The organism is Cytobacillus sp. MT66, from assembly GCF_058792595.1.
Genome location: NZ_JBXAFB010000006.1, coordinates 178,207 through 196,468 on the forward strand (window position 1 = coordinate 178,207; position 18,262 = coordinate 196,468).

General features: G+C 40.2%; 17 protein-coding genes. 13 read left to right on the forward strand and 4 right to left on the reverse strand.

What is annotated here, in order from left to right; translation table 11 throughout:
- Positions 1 to 102 precede the first annotated feature (102 nt).
- Complete coding sequence (locus AC1Q59_RS12885) at positions 103 to 1,104, forward strand: cation diffusion facilitator family transporter (RefSeq protein WP_492366240.1); 1,002 nt, start codon at positions 103 to 105, stop codon at positions 1,102 to 1,104.
- 100 nt (positions 1,105 to 1,204) lie between these two features.
- On the forward strand, positions 1,205 to 1,513 hold the full coding sequence (locus AC1Q59_RS12890; RefSeq protein WP_492366241.1) for a hypothetical protein: 309 nt from the start codon (positions 1,205 to 1,207) through the stop codon (positions 1,511 to 1,513).
- Between the two features lie 29 nt (positions 1,514 to 1,542).
- On the opposite strand, the gene AC1Q59_RS12895 is transcribed toward AC1Q59_RS12890, so the two are convergent.
- A complete protein-coding gene (locus AC1Q59_RS12895) occupies positions 1,543 to 2,424 on the reverse strand; it encodes a LysR family transcriptional regulator (RefSeq protein ID WP_492366242.1) in 882 nt (293 codons plus the stop codon).
- A gap of 112 nt (positions 2,425 to 2,536) precedes the next feature.
- On the opposite strand from AC1Q59_RS12895, the gene AC1Q59_RS12900 reads away from it, so the two are divergent.
- Entirely contained in the window at positions 2,537 to 3,586 is a 1,050-nt protein-coding gene (locus tag AC1Q59_RS12900; protein ID WP_492366243.1) for a YeiH family protein, read from the forward strand.
- A 79-nt stretch (positions 3,587 to 3,665) separates the two neighbouring features.
- On the opposite strand, the gene AC1Q59_RS12905 is transcribed toward AC1Q59_RS12900, so the two are convergent.
- From AC1Q59_RS12905 to AC1Q59_RS12915, 3 genes are all read right to left on the reverse strand, one after another.
- A complete protein-coding gene (locus tag AC1Q59_RS12905) occupies positions 3,666 to 4,340 on the reverse strand; it encodes a GGDEF domain-containing protein (protein ID WP_492366244.1) in 675 nt (224 codons plus the stop codon).
- A 96-nt stretch (positions 4,341 to 4,436) separates the two neighbouring features.
- Positions 4,437 to 6,152: a putative bifunctional diguanylate cyclase/phosphodiesterase gene (locus AC1Q59_RS12910; RefSeq protein ID WP_492366245.1), complete on the reverse strand. Its 1,716-nt coding sequence runs from the start codon at positions 6,150 to 6,152 to the stop codon at positions 4,437 to 4,439.
- Positions 6,153 to 6,414: 262 nt separating this feature from the next.
- On the reverse strand, positions 6,415 to 8,109 hold the full coding sequence (locus AC1Q59_RS12915) for a methyl-accepting chemotaxis protein (RefSeq protein WP_492366246.1): 1,695 nt from the start codon (positions 8,107 to 8,109) through the stop codon (positions 6,415 to 6,417).
- A 258-nt stretch (positions 8,110 to 8,367) separates the two neighbouring features.
- Between AC1Q59_RS12915 and AC1Q59_RS12920 the strand changes: the two genes are divergently transcribed.
- The 10 genes from AC1Q59_RS12920 to AC1Q59_RS12965 all read left to right on the forward strand — a co-directional run bounded on the left by AC1Q59_RS12920 (position 8,368) and on the right by AC1Q59_RS12965 (position 18,203).
- On the forward strand, positions 8,368 to 9,240 hold the full coding sequence (locus AC1Q59_RS12920; protein WP_492366247.1) for an ABC transporter ATP-binding protein: 873 nt from the start codon (positions 8,368 to 8,370) through the stop codon (positions 9,238 to 9,240).
- A gap of 13 nt (positions 9,241 to 9,253) precedes the next feature.
- On the forward strand, positions 9,254 to 10,051 hold the full coding sequence (locus tag AC1Q59_RS12925) for a DUF2705 family protein (RefSeq protein ID WP_492366248.1): 798 nt from the start codon (positions 9,254 to 9,256) through the stop codon (positions 10,049 to 10,051).
- A 7-nt stretch (positions 10,052 to 10,058) separates the two neighbouring features.
- Positions 10,059 to 10,718 (forward strand): TetR/AcrR family transcriptional regulator, encoded by a 660-nt coding sequence (locus tag AC1Q59_RS12930; RefSeq protein ID WP_492366249.1) that lies wholly within the window; start codon positions 10,059 to 10,061, stop codon positions 10,716 to 10,718.
- Between the two features lie 416 nt (positions 10,719 to 11,134).
- On the forward strand, positions 11,135 to 11,899 hold the full coding sequence (locus AC1Q59_RS12935; RefSeq protein WP_492366419.1) for a MerR family transcriptional regulator: 765 nt from the start codon (positions 11,135 to 11,137) through the stop codon (positions 11,897 to 11,899).
- A 178-nt stretch (positions 11,900 to 12,077) separates the two neighbouring features.
- Entirely contained in the window at positions 12,078 to 12,701 is a 624-nt protein-coding gene (locus AC1Q59_RS12940) for a glycerol-3-phosphate responsive antiterminator (protein ID WP_492366250.1), read from the forward strand.
- Between the two features lie 264 nt (positions 12,702 to 12,965).
- The gene (locus AC1Q59_RS12945; protein WP_492366251.1) at positions 12,966 to 14,270 is read left to right on the forward strand and encodes an ABC transporter substrate-binding protein; all 1,305 of its coding nucleotides are present in this window, start codon (positions 12,966 to 12,968) and stop codon (positions 14,268 to 14,270) included.
- Between the two features lie 267 nt (positions 14,271 to 14,537).
- The gene (locus tag AC1Q59_RS12950) at positions 14,538 to 15,386 is read left to right on the forward strand and encodes an HAD family hydrolase (protein ID WP_492366252.1); all 849 of its coding nucleotides are present in this window, start codon (positions 14,538 to 14,540) and stop codon (positions 15,384 to 15,386) included.
- A 27-nt stretch (positions 15,387 to 15,413) separates the two neighbouring features.
- Positions 15,414 to 16,493: an ABC transporter ATP-binding protein gene (locus AC1Q59_RS12955; RefSeq protein WP_492366253.1), complete on the forward strand. Its 1,080-nt coding sequence runs from the start codon at positions 15,414 to 15,416 to the stop codon at positions 16,491 to 16,493.
- Between the two features lies 1 nt (position 16,494).
- Entirely contained in the window at positions 16,495 to 17,364 is an 870-nt protein-coding gene (locus AC1Q59_RS12960; protein ID WP_492366254.1) for a carbohydrate ABC transporter permease, read from the forward strand.
- A gap of 14 nt (positions 17,365 to 17,378) precedes the next feature.
- A complete protein-coding gene (locus AC1Q59_RS12965) occupies positions 17,379 to 18,203 on the forward strand; it encodes a carbohydrate ABC transporter permease (RefSeq protein ID WP_492366255.1) in 825 nt (274 codons plus the stop codon).
- Positions 18,204 to 18,262 lie beyond the last annotated feature (59 nt).

Consider the following 18,262-nt stretch of genomic DNA (forward strand, 5'->3'; position numbering starts at 1 on the left):
TGCTAAAAAACCTCCTCACAATATTCTCCAATTTCGACTTTGAATATTGCCCGCTTTATTAAAGAACAATATAAAGTAATCCATGTTCTTGGAGGCGATAAAGTGGAAGATGCAGCAAAACAAGATAATCTGGTATCTCTAATAAAAAAAGGAAATAAATCATCCGCCGTAGCTGCCATAGGGAATGCCGTCATTGCGGCTGCCAAGACGATTGCCTATGCCCTAAGCGGAAACGGGGCGATGTTTGCCTCTTCTATGCATTCGCTTGCGGATGCAGTTAATCAGGGGTTTGTTTTTGTCGGCAGTGTGCTGTCTGAAAAAAAGCCTTCCCCAAGGTTCCCAACGGGCTTTGGCAGGGTGATCAATATTTTCTGCATGATCGCAGTTATTGTTGTTACGGTTATGGCTTATGAAACCATTAAAGAAGGCTGGCATTTACTCAATCATCCGGTTGCGGCAACTGGGGGATTTTGGCTCAGCATTATAGTTCTGTTAATAAACCTTGCAATTGATGGGACTATACTAATAAAAGCGATGAAGGAAATATTAAGAGAAGCCCGAGTTGAGAACATTAAAGGATTTGGCATCGTGCCAGGAGCTTTTAAATATGTAGGCAGAGCCGCACCTCCTACTCGCTTGGTCTTTTACGAAGATATTGTTGCCGTTTCAGGTGCATTTCTTGCTTTACTGGCTATTCTTATTACTACCTTTACAAACCTTAGTGCATTTGATGGAATTGCGACGATTATTATAGGATTTCTAATGGTTGGGGTTGCCTTTAGAGTTGGATATGATAATATGGTTGGTCTTATCGGTGTAGCTGCACCTCAGGAAATCATTAACCGAGTAGAGCAAATTATTTTTAGTGATCAGGAAGTTGCTGATATTAGAAAGCTCCGAGTTTTACAAGAAGGACGGTATTATCATGTCGAGGGGCTCATTGAGTTAAGAAAGGGGCTTCCGCTTTCCATTGCGGATGATATCAAGTTTAGGATTCAGGACATGCTCCTTACCGATCCGGATATTTCCGATGTAACCCTTGGGATTATAGAATATGACGATGTTATGCATTGGTCACCAAATAGATTGGGTGGAGTAACCTAATGGTCATTCAGCCAACAGACATCTGCCTCTAGTTTTCGCTAGGGGCATTTTTTGTGCATTGTATTATAGGTGTAGGGAAAATGGAGAGTTCCTCTAATTAGTGCCGGAAAAATCGCGTGGACCAAAAAAAGGGGCACTAACTTGGCATGTTAGTGCCGGAAAAATAGCGTGGACAAAAAAACGGGAACAAACATCGCAAGTTAGTGCCGGAAAAATCGCCTGGCTCAAAAAATGGGAACAAACATCGCATGTTAGTGCCGGAAAAATAGCGTGGACCAAAAAACGGGAACAAACATCGCATGTTAGTGCCGGAAACATCGCGTGGATCAAAAAACGGGAACAAACATCGCATGTTAGTGCCGGAAAAAATGCATGGACCAAAAAAACGGGAACTAATCTTAATAATTAGTTCCCAAAAAGATCAAGCCGGGATCTTAACTACCGGCCTTTGTCTTTTAGAATCTCCAAAAACACCGAAAGCGCCTTTGTTCGAAAAGGGGACCGCAGCACCGTTGAAAAGTCACGGGTCATGGAAAAGTCCTTTATTTTTATAATGGACAGGTTCCCGTTCTCTATTTCTTTTCTAATCACCCAATCAGACAGCATGCTGATTCCTAGTCCGGCTTCAACAGATTCTTTAATAAGCTGCGTGCTGCCGAATTCAAGCAGTTTCTTCGGAGAAATCTTGTATCTGTTAAACATAAGATCCGCGGCCTCGCGTGTTCCTGATCCTTTTTCGCGGACGATCCATGCCGTGTTTTCTAATTCCTCTATGGATACCTTATTCGAACTGGAAGCTAGCGGATGGTCGGGTGCTGCAATGATACTCATTGTATCAATGGCAAATGGCTCGACAGAAAGATTTTTATCCTCATAACGCCCCTCAATAATTCCGATATCTAGCTGGTGGCCAAGAACTAATTCACAAATTTCCTTTGTATTCCCAATTGTGATTGAAGGATGAATTAGTGGAAACATTTTTTGCATCTTGGCAATCAAATGCGGCAACACATATTCCCCGAACGAATAGCTGGCACCAATCGAAAGGGTTCCGCTCGGCTTATTAGTCAAATCATCAATTAAAAAATTCATTTTACTATAAAGTCCAAGGATTTCCTTTGCATGGTGATAGACGATTTCTCCTGCTTTATTCAAACGGACATATTTATTGGTCCGCTCCATTAATGGTGTACCAAAGGTCCGTTCTAATGCTTGTATGTATTGGCTGACTGCAGGCTGTGTCATGTGCAATTCCTCTGCGGCCCGTGAAAAACTTTGCTTTTGGGCAACTGTGACGAAAACGGCCAGCTGCTGATCCAATAAAATCACCCACTATTATATAGATTTACTTATTATCACTATTATAAATAATTATTTTTCTTATTGTATAGAAAATATTATGCTAAATATACAAAAAAATGGCGGTGATAAAATGGGTGCAGAAGCAAGAGCTTATACGGCAGAACAGGGACCTATCCAGCCTGAAAAAAAATCTGCCTCTTTTGGCAAATGGATTGGCGGGATCGGATTTACATTTGTTATTGCATTTCTAGGATTTATCTTAGCAAAAACCCCGGGCTTTGATCATGTTGGCCAGCTGGCCTCAGCGATCGTGATAGCTATTTTGTATCGGAATCTGATCGGCTACCCAGAGCTTTTAAGAGCAGGAATAAATTTTTCATCGAAAAAGCTGCTGCGTTTCGCTATCATTCTTTATGGTTTGAAGCTAAATATTGGCACAATTTTATCAGATGGGCTTGGATTGCTTGTTAGAGATGCAGGTGTGATCATTTTTGCGATCCTGCTGACTGTATGGCTGGCAAAATTGATCAAGGCGGATAAAAATATTTCTTTGCTTGTCGGGGTAGGAACAGGGGTCTGCGGTGCAGCAGCTATTGCGGCAGTTGCGCCAATCATTAAATCAAAGGATGAAGAAACGGCCATAGGGGTAGGCATTATCGCGCTTGTTGGGACTATTTTTGCGATTGTTTATACGATATTGCGTCCCATTTTACCGTTGACCGGGGCAGAATACGGAATCTGGTCAGGCATCAGCCTGCATGAAATTGCCCATGTGGCTCTTGCGGCGGCACCCGGCGGGGAGGATGCTCTGGCATTCGGTTTACTGGCGAAGCTTGGCCGGGTATTTCTTCTCATTCCATTATGCTTTATTTTAATGTACATGATGAAAAAGAAGAACACAGAGGAAAGCGGAAGTGCAAAGATAGAGTTCCCATGGTTTCTACTGGGCTTCATTATTATGAGTGTCATTGGCAGCTTTGTCCTTGGACCGGTGGTTCCAGTTTCTGAAGGGTTTATGAATGGCGTGGCTAACGTCACCACATGGTGCTTAACTGCAGCCATGGTTGGCCTTGGATTGAACGTCAGTCTGCGCGATCTGCGTACGAAAGCATTGAAGCCGCTGATCGCTATGGGAATTACCTCTATTTGTCTGTCTGTCATTGCCTATTTCATTGTTTAGCAAACATGTAAAAACAGCCAATCCTATAAGAGTGGCTGTTTTTTTGCATTAGAAAAAAAGCTGGCCTTCACGGAGCCAGCTAATTAGTTCTCTTTTTATAATACACTTTACGTTTATACATCTTACAGTCTGCAAGCTCCACTAATACTTTAAGATTTTGCCCATCTTTAGGAAAAGAGGATGTTCCTATTGAAATCGATAACCCTTCTTTGTGCTGCCATTCAGTTTTGTTCAGCCTTGTTTCTAATTCGTTTATTTTCTTAAAAATAGTATTTTCATTAGAATACTTTGAAATAATTAAGAATTCATCTCCGCCCCATCTAGAAATAATATCTTTTTCGTCAAAGGATTGAACCAAAAGGCCAGCAGTTTTTTCTAAAATTTGATCACCATAATCATGGCCATACTTATCATTGATATTTTTAAAATCGTTGACATCAATTAAAAGGATGCCAATATTTAATTCTTTTCTTTGAGCAAACTTAATGATCTTAAGGGATTTTTCTGATACATAGCGTCTGTTAAATAGTCCTGTTAAAGGGTCTTTTGTAGATAAATAGACGTATTTATCATATTCCCTTCCCAAAAACCAAGCGATTGTTACCGGGAATATTCCCAAAAGCGGTATATGATGAGGTACTTGTCCCATTTGTATTTTCACCATACTTCTGATGAAAAATAAAATGCTTGCGACGAATAGAACAGTTATAACTCTGCCTTTATAGGAATATGTTTTTTCAGCGTTCAGTCCCACTTCTTTTCTCCTTTATCCTTGTTCATTCAAGTTGGGATATTGATATTTTCCACATTCGTGAATATGAATGGCTGCATCCCATTCACATACCTTCGTTCATTTAAAAAATGTTGGAAGAATGTCGGATATTTCATTCGCGGGGACGGGCCGGCTAAAAAGGTAACCTTGGCCTTCTAAACAATTAAGCTGTTTAAGAAAATGCATCTGTTCGTTTTGCTCAATCCCTTCAGCAACAACGCTGAGCTTCAGATGAGAAGCCATGTCAATAATGGTCTTAACAATGACTCCATGATCCTTTTCGATCTCATTAATAAAGGAGCGGTCGATTTTCAAACTATCAATTGGGAAGTGCCTTAAATAGGCTAATGACGAATAGCCTGTTCCGAAGTCATCAATCGATAGCCGAACCCCGAGAGCTTTTAGCTTCTTTAAAATAGGGATATTATGTTCAGGGTCCTGCATGCTGCTTTCAGTTATTTCAAGTTCTAAGCTGCCTGGATCAAGGCCTGTTTCGGATAATACCCTTTCAACCATGTCAATCAAACTATCATCCTTAAATAACATCGGGGATATGTTAACGCCAATTCTTAATTGTGCTGTTCCAGAGTCCCGCCACTTTTTATTTTGTCTGCACGCGGTTTCTAGCACCCATTCTGTTATAGGAGCAATTAAGCCCGTTTCCTCCGCCAAGGGGATAAACTCCGAGGGTGGTATCATACCTAAATCAGGGTGGTTCCAGCGAATTAAAGCTTCGGCTCCAATGACTTTATTTGACTGAATGTTAACCTGGGGCTGATAGTGCAGGATAAAGCTCTTTTCTTCAACAGCCTGTCTTAACGCCGTTTCCAATTTCATTGTTTTCATCATAATTTCGTATGTTTCATTGGAATAAAATACAATCGCATTGCTGCCTCTGCGTTTTGCAGCGTACACGGCGCTATCTGCCTTTTTTACAAGAGTATCAATATCTTTTCCATCCTCTGGAAAAAAACTAATCCCGATATTCGCACTTAAATACAGCTTCTCCTTTTTAAGAGAAAAAGGAACTTCCACGATTTCGGAGATTTCATTTACATACTGTTTTATTTCCTCTTGCTGCTTTTCTTTTAAAACGATGAGGAATTCATCGCCGCCAAATCGATATAGGTCTGCATGTTCACAGAGATGGCTGGATAGCCGCTTGGAAAAAGCCTTGAGAATTTGATCTCCTGCGCTGTGCCCAAGCGTATCATTGATATAATTGAAACGATTTAAATCTAAAAATAGCAGGCCCATTTGTTTGTTTGGATTTCCTTTTAACCATGCTTTCATATTTTGGTAAAAGCAATCGCGGTTTCGCAGGCCAGTTAAGTCATCAAAATATGCCTTTTGGTATAATTGCTCTTCAATGGTTTTCAGCTCTGTAATATCCTGTCTGATGGAAATATATTTATAAGGCTTGCCATTTTCATTTAAAAAAGGAACAATCACTGTTCTGACCCAATAATAGCTGCCGTCTTTTGCACGGTTTTTAATTTGTCCCTTCCACACATGTCCTGCGCCAATGGTTTTCCACATTTCTGTGAAAAATTCTTTTGAATGATGTCCAGAATTAATAATATTATGATTTCTGCCAATCAATTCGTCTCTTGCGTACTTTGAGATTTCACAAAACTTATCATTCGCATAAGTAATAGTTCCCTTTTGATCTGTGATGGCAACAATGGAGGACTGATCTAACGCGAGCTTTATATCCTCTAGCTCCTTTAATTTATCGAATAAATCTGCATTTTTTTCAGGCTGTGATTTTTGCGGCTGCAAAGGAAATATCATAAGGCTCCTCCCTTAAGAAGCTTTTATTTTTAAATTTTGGAAGAAAATCATACAATTGGATAAATATAGTATTTTAATAGTGTTTATAGTAAAATTTACCTATTTAATCTTATGATATATGCATAGTTATTACAATGAACAAATTGTGAAACAAGAAGCCTTGCAGAATAGAATTCATACAGGGCTTCAATATGTTAATTTGACCGTTGATTTCCACTCCAATAGCTAAGCGCTTAAAATCAGCATTAAGCTTTAACACAGCCTAAACATGAAACTTACCTATTAATAATTGGAGTTCTTCAGCCATTTTCGCTAGGGAATCAGCTGATACGGTTATTTCCTGCATTGAAGCTAGCTGTTCCTCTGTTGCAGCTGATACTTCTTGTGTTCCGGATGCTGAGGATTCCGCCACTTCGTTAATTAACTTCATAGACGCTACAATTTGTTCAGATCCTGCAGCCATTTGCTGAACAGCGGCTGATACTTCTTGGATTTCTGTCACTGCCTCATTAATGGAACCTTGTATTTGTCTAAATGAGTGACCTGCCGTGTTAACAAATTTAATGCCGGAAATGACTTCTTCTGCAGTCACTTCCATAGATTCGACTGCATTATTGGTTTCTTCCTTAATGGAGGAAATGAGCTGAGATATCTGCAAAGCCGATTGCGAAGATTGCTCGGCTAATTTACGTACTTCACCTGCAACCACCGCAAATCCGCGACCCTGATCGCCCGCTCTTGCTGCTTCTATAGCTGCATTTAATGCTAAGAGATTGGTTTGATCTGCAATATTGGTAATGACTTCAATAATCTTTTCAATTTCTTTGGAGCGGGCGCCTAAGCCCCTGATTATCACCGATAATTTCTCAACTGTTTCGTTGATTGAATTCATCTGTGTGACTGCCGTATTTATTGATTGATCTCCTTCTAATGCTTTTTCAGAAGCATCAATAGAGGAACAGGAGGCCTTTTGTGCGTTTTTTGCAATTTGTTGTACACCAATGGCTAATTCATTGATCGTTTCGGATGTTTCCTCGACGCTTTGTACTTGTTTATCCACCCCAGCAGCAACCATTTGCATTGTTTCTGCAATTTGCTCTGTTGCATGATTGTTTTGTTCTGCACTTGCCGTCAACTCTTCTGCGGAGGCTGCCACTTGCTCAACATTTAAACGAACTTGTTGGATTAATGTTCTGAGATTATGTGTCATTTGATTAAAGGAACTTGCTAATTCTCCAATTTCATCTCTATTTTTCACTTTTATTTCGTTAACAGTTAAGTCGCCAGATGCAATTCTTTGTGCAGTTATTGCCATTTCGGCAACAGGCTTTGAAATGATGCGGCCAATAAATAAAGCGATAAATAGACCGAGCAGAATAGCGAGCACACCTAAGACTAAAACCCAATTTTTCACCTCAGCAACTTTTGCTGAAGTTTCACGGTTCCCAGTATCTAATAATTCTTCCTGAAAGGCTGTTAGCTCCCCGATTTTATTGTTAAATTCCTTTAAAATTTCTCTCCCTTGATCGGCAATTAATTTTATGGCTTCTTCAGTTTTTCCTTCCTGAACTAAAAGGATCTCCTTTTTACCAAACTGATAATACTCGTTTTCAATTTGCTTAAGATCTTTGATCAGTAACTTTGCTTCCGATTGGTTAATAATCTTCTCTAGTTGTTCATTCATTTCTGTGTACTTTTCGTGTGATTGATTGAAGTCTTTTAAAGCAGTGTCATCACCAATTAGTATGTATCCGCGAAGACCCACTTGCTCTGTTCTTGCTATAGCCTCCAATTTTTCTATCATAATTAACTTTTGAGCTTTATCCTCAATTAAATTGTCATAGGCATGGTCGACAGACGTAATCTGTGAATAACTAATGACCACCGTTGCTGCCAAGATTACTAAGACTGATAAAAAACCAAAAAACATCTTTTTTCCAATTGTTAGTTTCATCATGTATTTCTCCTTGCGTGAATTTATATTTGCCGTATTTATAGACTGGGATATTATAGGGCGGATTTAGAATAATTAACCAGTATACTTATTCTAAGAAAATAGGACTTTTTTACCCATGAGATATATCACGAGAATGGAAGGGAAAGCCGGGTGTTTGTGAAAAAAGTGTGGAAAATTAGTGATTGACTAAAGAGTCAATGTGGATTTATAATTTGATTGACTCATTAGTCAATATAGTCCCCGCAGGAGGTATTTTGTATGGCCGTTGTTGATGTCAGGAATCTAACGAAAACGTACAAAAAGAACAGAGGCATTGTGGATGTTTCATTTTCCATTGAAGAGGGGGAAATCTTCGGCTTTATTGGGCCGAATGGAGCTGGGAAAAGCACAACCATCCGAACTTTATTGAATATTATTTTTCCCACGAGCGGGAGTGCTGCGATTTTTGGCAAGGACATTGTGAAGGATTCAACGGAAATTCGCCAAAATGTCGGTTATCTGCCCTCGGAAGTTCATTATTATGATGATATGAAAGTAATCGATTTGCTTAAGTACTCCGCTCGTTTTCATAAAAATTTTAAAGAAAATAGAATGAATGAGCTGGCTTCCAGACTGGACCTTGATTTGCATCGGAAAATTGAGGATCTGTCGTTTGGGAACAGGAAGAAGGTTGGCATTGTTCAGGCGCTCCTGCACGAGCCAAAGCTTATTATCCTTGATGAACCAACGAGCGGGCTCGACCCTTTAATACAGAGTCACTTTTTCGACTTGCTTTTAGAGGAGCGGGAAAATGGGGCAACAATCTTTTTCTCCTCCCATATTTTGAGCGAGGTGCAAAAAATGTGTGACAGGGTTGCCATAATTAAGGAAGGCAAGCTTATCCAAGTGGAATCAATTGAGCATCTGACAAAAAATCGGGTGAAAAATATTACAGTGATTCTTGAGCAGCCAGATTTGGAGCTGATTATCCCAGGTGCCGTCATTAAGGAGAAAAAAGGCAATGAAGTTTCCTTGCTTTACAGCGGAGAGATGAAAGAGCTTCTTCAAGGCCTGAATGGCTTGCCGATTCAGGATATGCTCATTGAGGAACCCTCTTTAGAAGAAGTATTCATGCATTACTATGAAAAATAGGGGAGGTGCCAAGATGATTTTTCAAAGAGAATTAAAGCGCAGCCGAAAATCGCTAATTATATGGAGCCTTGTGCTTGCTGGTCTTATTATTTGGTTATTAAGTATTTTTCCATCATTCGCCAAGAGTCAAGCATCCATGGAGGCCCTGATGGAATCCTATCCGGAATCCATCAGACAAATGTTTGGCATGAATCAGCTAAACCTTGGCAGTTTAATCGGTTTTTATGGTCTTGAAGTTTATATGATGGTAACCCTACTTGGAAGTATTTATGCAGCTCTATTGGCGTCCAATATATTGGCAAAAGAAGAAGGGGAGAAGACCATTGAGTTTTTGCTTTCCAAGCCGATTTCACGAAGCCGGATTGTTTCACAAAAAGCCCTTGCTGTTTTTGTAAATATAATCATACTGAATGCGGTATCTGCTGTTTCTAGTTTAATTGGGTTTCAATTTGCTAAAGATGAGGACATTCCAGGAAAAACATTTGTATTATTAAGCATTGCCGCTTTGCTGCTGCACTTAACATTTGCTTCGATATCTTTCTTGTTTTCTTCAATTATGAGAAAAACTAGAAACACTCTATCGATCTCGTTAGCTGTCGTGATTGTAACCTATTTTTTAAATGTGATTTCCGGATTATCTGAGGATCTTGAGATACTGAAATATTTTAGCCCATTTAAATATGTTGATTCTGCAAATATTATAAGTGACAACAGGATTGAGCCAATTTTCATCGTGATTATGGGAATCCTCATTGCTGGCAGTATCGCAGCAGCATTTTTAATCTATAAAAAGAAAGACATTGCTGTCTAGTAAGAAGGTGTCAACGTTGTATTCTGCTTTTGAAAAACAGCCGCAGGAAAAAAAGGAATTAATTATCAATGTGGCGATAGAGGAATTTGTTAAGAATGGATATGACAAAGCTTCTACGGATATCATTACTAGCAGGGCAGGCATCTCAAAGGGTATTCTTTTTCATTATTTTAAAAGCAAGAAGAATCTTTACCTTTATGTGGTCACTTATGCGCTGAAACTCATTATCGAAAAAACAATGGAAGCTCTTAAGGGAGTTTCATCACCGGATTTCTTTGCACGGGTAAAAGAAATCTATTTGCTAAAGCATAAGATTACCGGGCCATATATTAAGGAAACCCAGCTGATATCAGATGCCATTTTAAGTCCCCCGGCGGCTGTCCAAAAGGAAATGGAGGAAGTCGCCAATACGTATTATTCGAAATACCAGGAAGATTTTATGCTGGAACATATTTATTTGCGGGAACTCATCAAAACCGACCGGCTGAGGGAAGGGATCACTGCTGACAAGGTTATTAAAATGACCATGTTTATCTGTGAGCAGCTTGGGAATAAATATCAAACCCTGTATAAAAATAAACAATATGATTTTTTTAGCGAGCCCGATCCGCTCGTCCAGGAGCTGGAAGATTATCTGCAGATTATAGAGTATGGTGTTTACCGATGACCCTGAAGGAATAAAAGCCTTCGGGGTTTTTTGGAGAGGGGAATAGGAAAAAATCATCTTAATCAAACGTTTGATTAAGAAAAAATAGCCTAAATTTATTAATCAAACGTTTGATTAATCCCAAATTCCCCCCATTTAGGGCTCCGAACCCCCTCCGAACCCTTCGGAACCCCTTCAGCAGTTTAAAGCGCTGGGGGACAGTCCCCCGCTGGATTACCGCATTAAAGCGCCGGGGGACAGTCCCCCGCTGGATTACCGCATTAAAGCGCTGGGGGTAAGCCTCCGCTAGTTTACCGCATTAAAGCATTGGGGGACAGGCCCCCATCTGATTAAAGCGGTAAAGGAAATATGAAAAGTACCTATTGACCTTGACGCTGCGTTAAGGTGTATTGTTAGTTGTGAAAGGAGGAAAGCACCTGGAATATACTGTGCAAAGACTTGCGAACTTAGCAGGAGTCAGCACCCGAACGTTAAGATATTATGATGAGATTGGTATTCTAAAGCCGGCTAGAATCAATTCATCCGGATATCGGATTTACGGGCAGGCAGAGGTAAACAGGCTGCAGCAGATTCTCTTTTACAGAGAATTAGGTGTCAGCTTAGACAGCATTAAGAATATTGTCACCTCCCCTTCCTTTAACGGAGCGGCAGCGCTAAGGGAGCATCGCGAAAAACTCCTTGAAAAAAGACAGCAATTGGATGTGCTGATCGCTAACGTGGATAAAACAATCGCCTTAACAGAAGGGAGATTTCATATGACTGATAAAGAAAAATTTGCGGGATTTAAGAAAAAGATGGTCGAAGAAAACGAGAAAAAGTATGGAAAGGAAATCCGTGAAAAGTACGGTGATGAGGCTGTTGATCAATCTAACGCAAAGGTTATGAACATGACTCAAGACGAACATGAGGAAGTAACAAAGCTTGCTCATGAAGTTCAGGAGACATTGGCAAAAGCTTTTGCCACAGGTGACCCTGCTGGAGAACTCGCACAAAAAGCGGCTGAGTTGCACAAGAAGTGGCTGTGCTTTTATTGGAAGGAATACAGCAAAGAGGCTCATGCTGGCTTAGCGCAAATGTATGTGGACGATGAAAGATTCACTGCTTATTATGACAAGGATCAGCCGGGAACCGCGGAGTTCTTGAGAGATGCTATACAGATTTATACAGGAATGAAGTCATAAGGATTAAGGGCAGCCCCAACGCTGTCCTTTTTTTGTTCAAAACTACTTTGTTCATTAAATACTCGTTACTACAATTCTCCAAGATTGCAAACTTAAAGTTCCCTTTACAATCCATTAACAATCATTCCTTATACTGGAATAAAAGGAAGCGAATTTACAAAAATCGGGAGTGATCCAAGTGTACCGAACGAATGAAGAAAAGGAATTCTTTAAACGTCTCTATCAATACAAAAAAATTGCTGCGGTGAAGAGCCCGAAAGGGATTGAAAAAGCAATTAAATGGAAGGACCGAATTAGTGCTGTTTTTTTGCTTACTGGAAATATCATGTCCATAAAAAACTACGTGGATCTTTTCAAAGAAGAAGGCCTGCCAGTTTTTGTTCATATTGAAAAAATAGGCGGTTTAAGCATAAATGATGAAGGACTTGATTTTATTGCGAATTATGTACAGCCATTAGGAATCATTTCAACCAAACCAAATATAGCTGCAAAAGCAAAAAGGAAGAAGCTCCTCGTGGTACAGCGAGTTTTTATGATCGATACAGAAGTATTTGATCATGTATTGCATTCATTGGACCAAACCATTCCAGATATTATTGAAATCATGCCGTCAAGGCTTCCGCATGTCATCAAGGACTTAAGCAAGCAATTAAAGCTCCCGCTGATTACCGGCGGACTGCTTTCAGAAAAAGAACACGCCTTGGAAGTGCTTGAATGTGGGGCCGTTGCAATAACGACCTCTAACATTGATATATGGAAAGAGGATCTTTCGGGTGCCGCAAAAGAAGCCTTGCTAAAATGAATCGATAGATTTTGTTTATGATATCTTAATATTTATTTACAAAATAATAAAACTGTTATAACAATTCATCTTTATAATCAAAATTGAAAAGTAAATAGAAAAGCTGGTTCTAATTAGAGAGACCTCAAATACAAACGAATTTTCGTTTTTTATTTGAGGTCTTATTTTTTGGAGGTGATGTAAAGGAAGGAATGAGTGAAACAAAAGGAATATTCGACGTGTAAAGCTTTTAAATAAACTTGATACATAAAAGGAGGATTTACCTTGAAAAAGTATTTTGCTTTCATGCTAGCTCTATTAATGATTTTTCTTACAGCCTGTCAATCAGATAAAGTTTCAGGAACATCAGGCGGGAGTGATAGCAAGACTGATGAAAAAGGCGGGGAAAAGATTGAAATTACCTATTGGTATGCCTGGGGAGACAAAATTGGCGAAAACAACGAAAATCTTGTGAAGATGTTCAATGAGTCGCAAGACAAAATTCATGTAAAAGCAGAATATCAAGGGACATATGTCGACCTTCATGCAAAAACACAAGCGGCCTTTGCTGCAGGAAATGCGCCAGAAGTGACACAGAATGAAATTTCTTCTATTGGCGTCTTTGCCAAGTCAGGCATGACACAGGATTTAACACCGTTCATTGAAAGAGACGATATCAACATGGATGATTTTAATCCAGGCTTAATGGGTAATTCCTATGTCGATGGAAAGCTATATGGCCTTCCGTACCTGCGCAGCACGCCGATCCTTTATATGAATACAACCATGCTAAAAGAGGCAGGGCTTGATCCAGCGGGTCCAAAAACTTGGGATGAATTTGAAGAGTATTTAAGAGCTCTTACAGAAGAAGGCAAAACAGTTGGAATGACGATGCCGGTAAACATTTGGATTTATGAGGCCTTTATTGCTTCAGCAGGCGGCCAAATGGTAGCAGATGATGACTCAAAGGTTTTATTCAATGAGAAAGCTGGCGTGAAAGCCCTTGAATTTTGGAAAAAGCTTGCTCAAGAAGGAGTTATTAAGGTTCCAGGCGGAGAAACAGCAGCAGATGTAGCCAAGCAGGATTTCGCAAATAGCCGTGCGGCAATGATTTTTTCTTCGACGGCCGATCTTTCCTACAATTTGTCTGTTGCAAAAGAGAAAGGCTTTGAATTAAATACAGCCTTTATTCCTTCTGATAAACAGAATGCCGTGCCGACAGGCGGAGCGAACCTTGTGATGACAGCTGGTTTAGAAAAAGACAAGCAAGATGCTGCATGGGAATTTATTAAGTTCATGACAGCGAAAGAACAAACCATTTATGCAAGCAAATTCACTGGGTATTTGCCAAGCCGTCTATCTGCGGTTGAATCCGAAGAAATGCAGGCTTTATATAAAGAAACGCCGCAATTTAAAGTGGCAGTTGATCAATTGCAGTATGGACATCCGCGTCCAATGGCTCAAGAATATCCAGAGATTTCAACGGTCATAGCAGATGAAATTACAAGAACTTTATTGGAAAAAGATTTAGCGCCTAAAGATGCCCTTGATGCTGCGGCTGAAAAATCGAATCAATTGCTAAAAAAATAGGCTGTGTTAAATCTCAAAATTGTCTTAACCACTTAGTTGATCTTCGCTACAGGCGCGAAGACTCCTGGGGGATCATCGTTGAAGCGAGACCCCACAGGAGCGCAAGTGACGAGGTGGCTCGCGAAACGCCCCCCGGAAAGCGAAGCGCCTCTCGCTGCAATCAACGGTCCCAGAAAGTATGAAAATCAGTGAAATTCTTGATAGATCCGGAAGAAAAGTGCAAAAGGGGTACTTTTCTTCCTTGCTACATAAAGGAGGAACAGAAAAATGGACTGGATGAAACACATTAAAGCAGTGATTTTTGATTTAGACGGGACGCTCTATCAGGATTACACATTTTTAGGGCGATATATCCAACACATGCTTAAGGAGCAATTAACTCCTCAGGAACTAGAAGAGGTTATTCAAGAAGCCTATGCGATTTTAGAAGGCAATCATCCAATCCGGATTGGCTACTACTATTCCTATGAAAACCAAAAGGTGTACGCTCAGGAATCTCTTAAACCGACAGCATGCTATTCATGGGATGGCCAAGTGCATATGCAGACAGCGGCAGAGAAAAATTGTCTCTTCTACATAGGAGATCCATGGGGAATTGCTGGATTGTACGCTGAAAAGTTTAACGTGGACGGTGCCATAAGAATGAAGGCGTTTGATCAGGTGCGTAAAGAAATGCTTTGTGAGCCATATAAAATTTATCGTCACCAAGCCTTATTTGAGGCGATTTCAGATTTAAAGCTGATGAAAAAAGTCTTTATGACCAATACGCCTGGACCATCTGCTTTAGAATTTGTTGAGTATTTAGGGATTAAGGAGCATTTTGATGAATACGTTTTTGACGCCAAAAAACCTAAAGGTATGCTGCAGATGATTGAAAAATTGATGGGAGAGGGCTACCGGCCTGATGAAATCTTGTCAATTGGCGATAACCCATTTAATGATTTGTACCCTGTAAAAAACTACGGAGGCAAAACCTGTCTCATTTCGAGATATGCTCACGCGGATTCGACCCAATGGGATGCTGAAGTTCAGAAAATTGAAGAACTGACAGATTTTCTTTATCGATTAAACAGTTTTCAGCCGTTGAGAGCGGATCTAATAAATGCAATCCACTAAGGAATCTTTGATGAGGAGGAGCTTCTTATGGCAGAGATTATTCTGAAAAATGTTTCAAAGGTGTTTAATAATGAAGAAGTAATAAAGGATTTAAACCTGAAGATTCATGATGGCTCTTTTACAGTCCTCGTTGGTCCATCTGGCTGCGGTAAATCAACCACTCTTCGGATGATTGCCGGGCTTGAAAAGCAATCCTCCGGTGAAATTTGGATAGGGGATCAGCTTGTAAATGACACCCCTCCAGGCAAGCGAAACATTGCCATGGTGTTTCAAAATTATGCTTTATATCCAACTATGACGGTCAAAGGGAATATTGAGTTTGGCCTAATTAATAAAAAAGTGCCTAGACATGAGCGCGAGGAATTGATTAGAGAAATCTCTGAAATTGTCGGCTTGACTGACTATCTAAATAAGAAGCCTCAGCAGCTTTCCGGCGGACAGAGACAGCGTGTCGCCCTTGCACGAGCAATGGTTAAAAAGCCAAAGGTTTTCATTCTCGATGAGCCTCTATCCAATCTCGATGCTAAGCTGCGCGGTCAGATGAGAACGGAATTAATCCAGCTGCATAAACGCTTAGGAACAACATTTGTCTATGTGACCCATGATCAGGTCGAAGCCATGTCAATGGGGGATGAGATCGTGATTTTAAATAAAGGAGAAATTCAGCAAAAAGCGAACCCTATGACAGTTTATCATGATCCTAATAATATTTTCACAGCTAGTTTTATCGGTACTCCAGCTATGAATATCATCGATTACAGGCTGATGAAAGATGATTTGCCAGCCCTGAATGGAGATGTGAAATATGTAGGTTTCAGACCTGAGAATATTCTTATATCCAGAACAGAAAATACAGATCCGCACTCTGTTCATCTGTTTGGTGAAGTGGTAACAAGAGAAACGCTTGGATCTGAAACGATTTACACGGTAAAAACGAATGCAGGAGTCATTCATTGTAAAAGTTTTATTGAGCCGTTGGACAGTGTGAGGCATGTTCGGCTGCAAATCCCGTATGAAAAACTATATTTCTTTAATAATCAAGGTGAACGGAACCGTTCAGTAACCATTAAGAGGATTGAGCCTGTTTTGGTAAAAGGAGGAAGATAATGTGGCCTGGCACAAACTGAGACCGTATGCCATGATTGCTCCTGCCATTGTAATCTTTTGTTTATTTTTTATTTACCCGATTGGCTACATGATTTATTTAAGTTTTCACGAATGGAACTTCGTGAGCCCGGACAAACAATTTGTCGGAATGCAAAACTTCGCGGGTCTGTTCGGGGAGCGTGAATTTATTGAAGTCATGCAAAACACATTTATCTACACTGCACTGACTGTTTCACTCACGATTGTGATCTCGCTCCTATTAGCCCTTTGGCTTAATAATAATGGATCTGTTTATAGTCTTGTTCAAGGGGCTGTTTTTAGCCCGCATATTATCTCACTGGTTTCTGTTTCCATGCTCTGGATGTGGCTGATGGATACAGACTATGGCCTATTAAACTGGTTTTTAAATCTATTTGGCCTAGCAAATGTTTCGTGGCTGACTGATCCAAGCACATCACTATTTTCGCTTGTGATAGTAGCTGTTTGGAAGGGAATTGGCTTTAATACGCTTATCTTCATTGCGGGTCTGCAAAGCATCCCTCGTGACATGTATGAAGCGGCGCAATTAGATGAATCAAGCAAGGCACGCACGTTTTGGAAGCTCACATTGCCGATGCTGTCGCCAACCTTGTTTTTCTTAACGATCATCGGCATGATTAACTCCTTTCAGGTGTTTGAGACCATATCCATTATGACACAGGGCGGCCCGATCAATTCAACGAATACGTTTGTTTACTACATTTACGAATACGGTTTTCGCTATTTTAAAATCGGCTATTCATCCGCAGCTGGCGTGCTGCTGCTGTTCATTGTTGGTTTGCTGACAATCTTATACTTTAAGCTGCTTGCCAAACGTGTTCATTATCGCTAAAGGTGGAGATTCATATGAAGACATCCTATTTAGGAAAGCTTATCAACGGAATTGGACTATTTTTTATTGTATGTATCTTTGTATTTCCCTTTGTGTGGATGATATCCACGTCCTTTAAAACCTTGGGAGAAACGCTCACTTTTCCGCCAAAGTGGATTCCCGAACAGTTTATTTGGGAGAACTTCGCTAAGGCTTGGAATTCAGGGCCCTTTTTCAAATACTTTTTAAATAGTTTAATTGTGTCAGTCGGCATTTTGATACTGCAATTTTTAACGATTATTCCCGCAGCCTATGCCTTTGCCAGATACAAATTTGCTGGGAGCTCACTTTTCTTTGCCTTGACCATGATTACCTTAATGATTCCCGGCCAGCTGATCTTCTTGCCAGTCTATTTGCAGATGAGTTCATGGGGCTTGCTTGATACGCTTTGGGCCCTCATTTTGCCGTTTGCTTCAAGTGTGTTCGGTATTTTCATGCTGCGCCAGTCCTTTATGCAGATTCCTGAAGAACTATTGGAAGCAGCAAGATTGGATGAAGCGCCGGAGTGGAAAATTATTTTGAAAATCATGATTCCCATTGCAAAACCAGTGTTGATCACCTTTGCGTTGTTTAGCTTTATTAGCCATTGGAATGATTATTTTTGGCCGCTGGTTATGACAACAAGTGATTCAGCACGAACACTTCCACTCGGGATTTCGAAGCTAAGAGAGGTAGACGGAGGCATTGCCTGGAACGTTCTTATGGCCGGCAATATGATTTTAGTCATTCCAATCTTAATTGTTTTCTTTTTTGCTCAGCGTCAAATTATCCGGGCTTTTGTTTATACAGGCGTTAAATAAGAAAAGCGTAAGGCGCCCGATTATCGGCGCCAAAAGCTAAGACATTTCTCGAAGTTGAA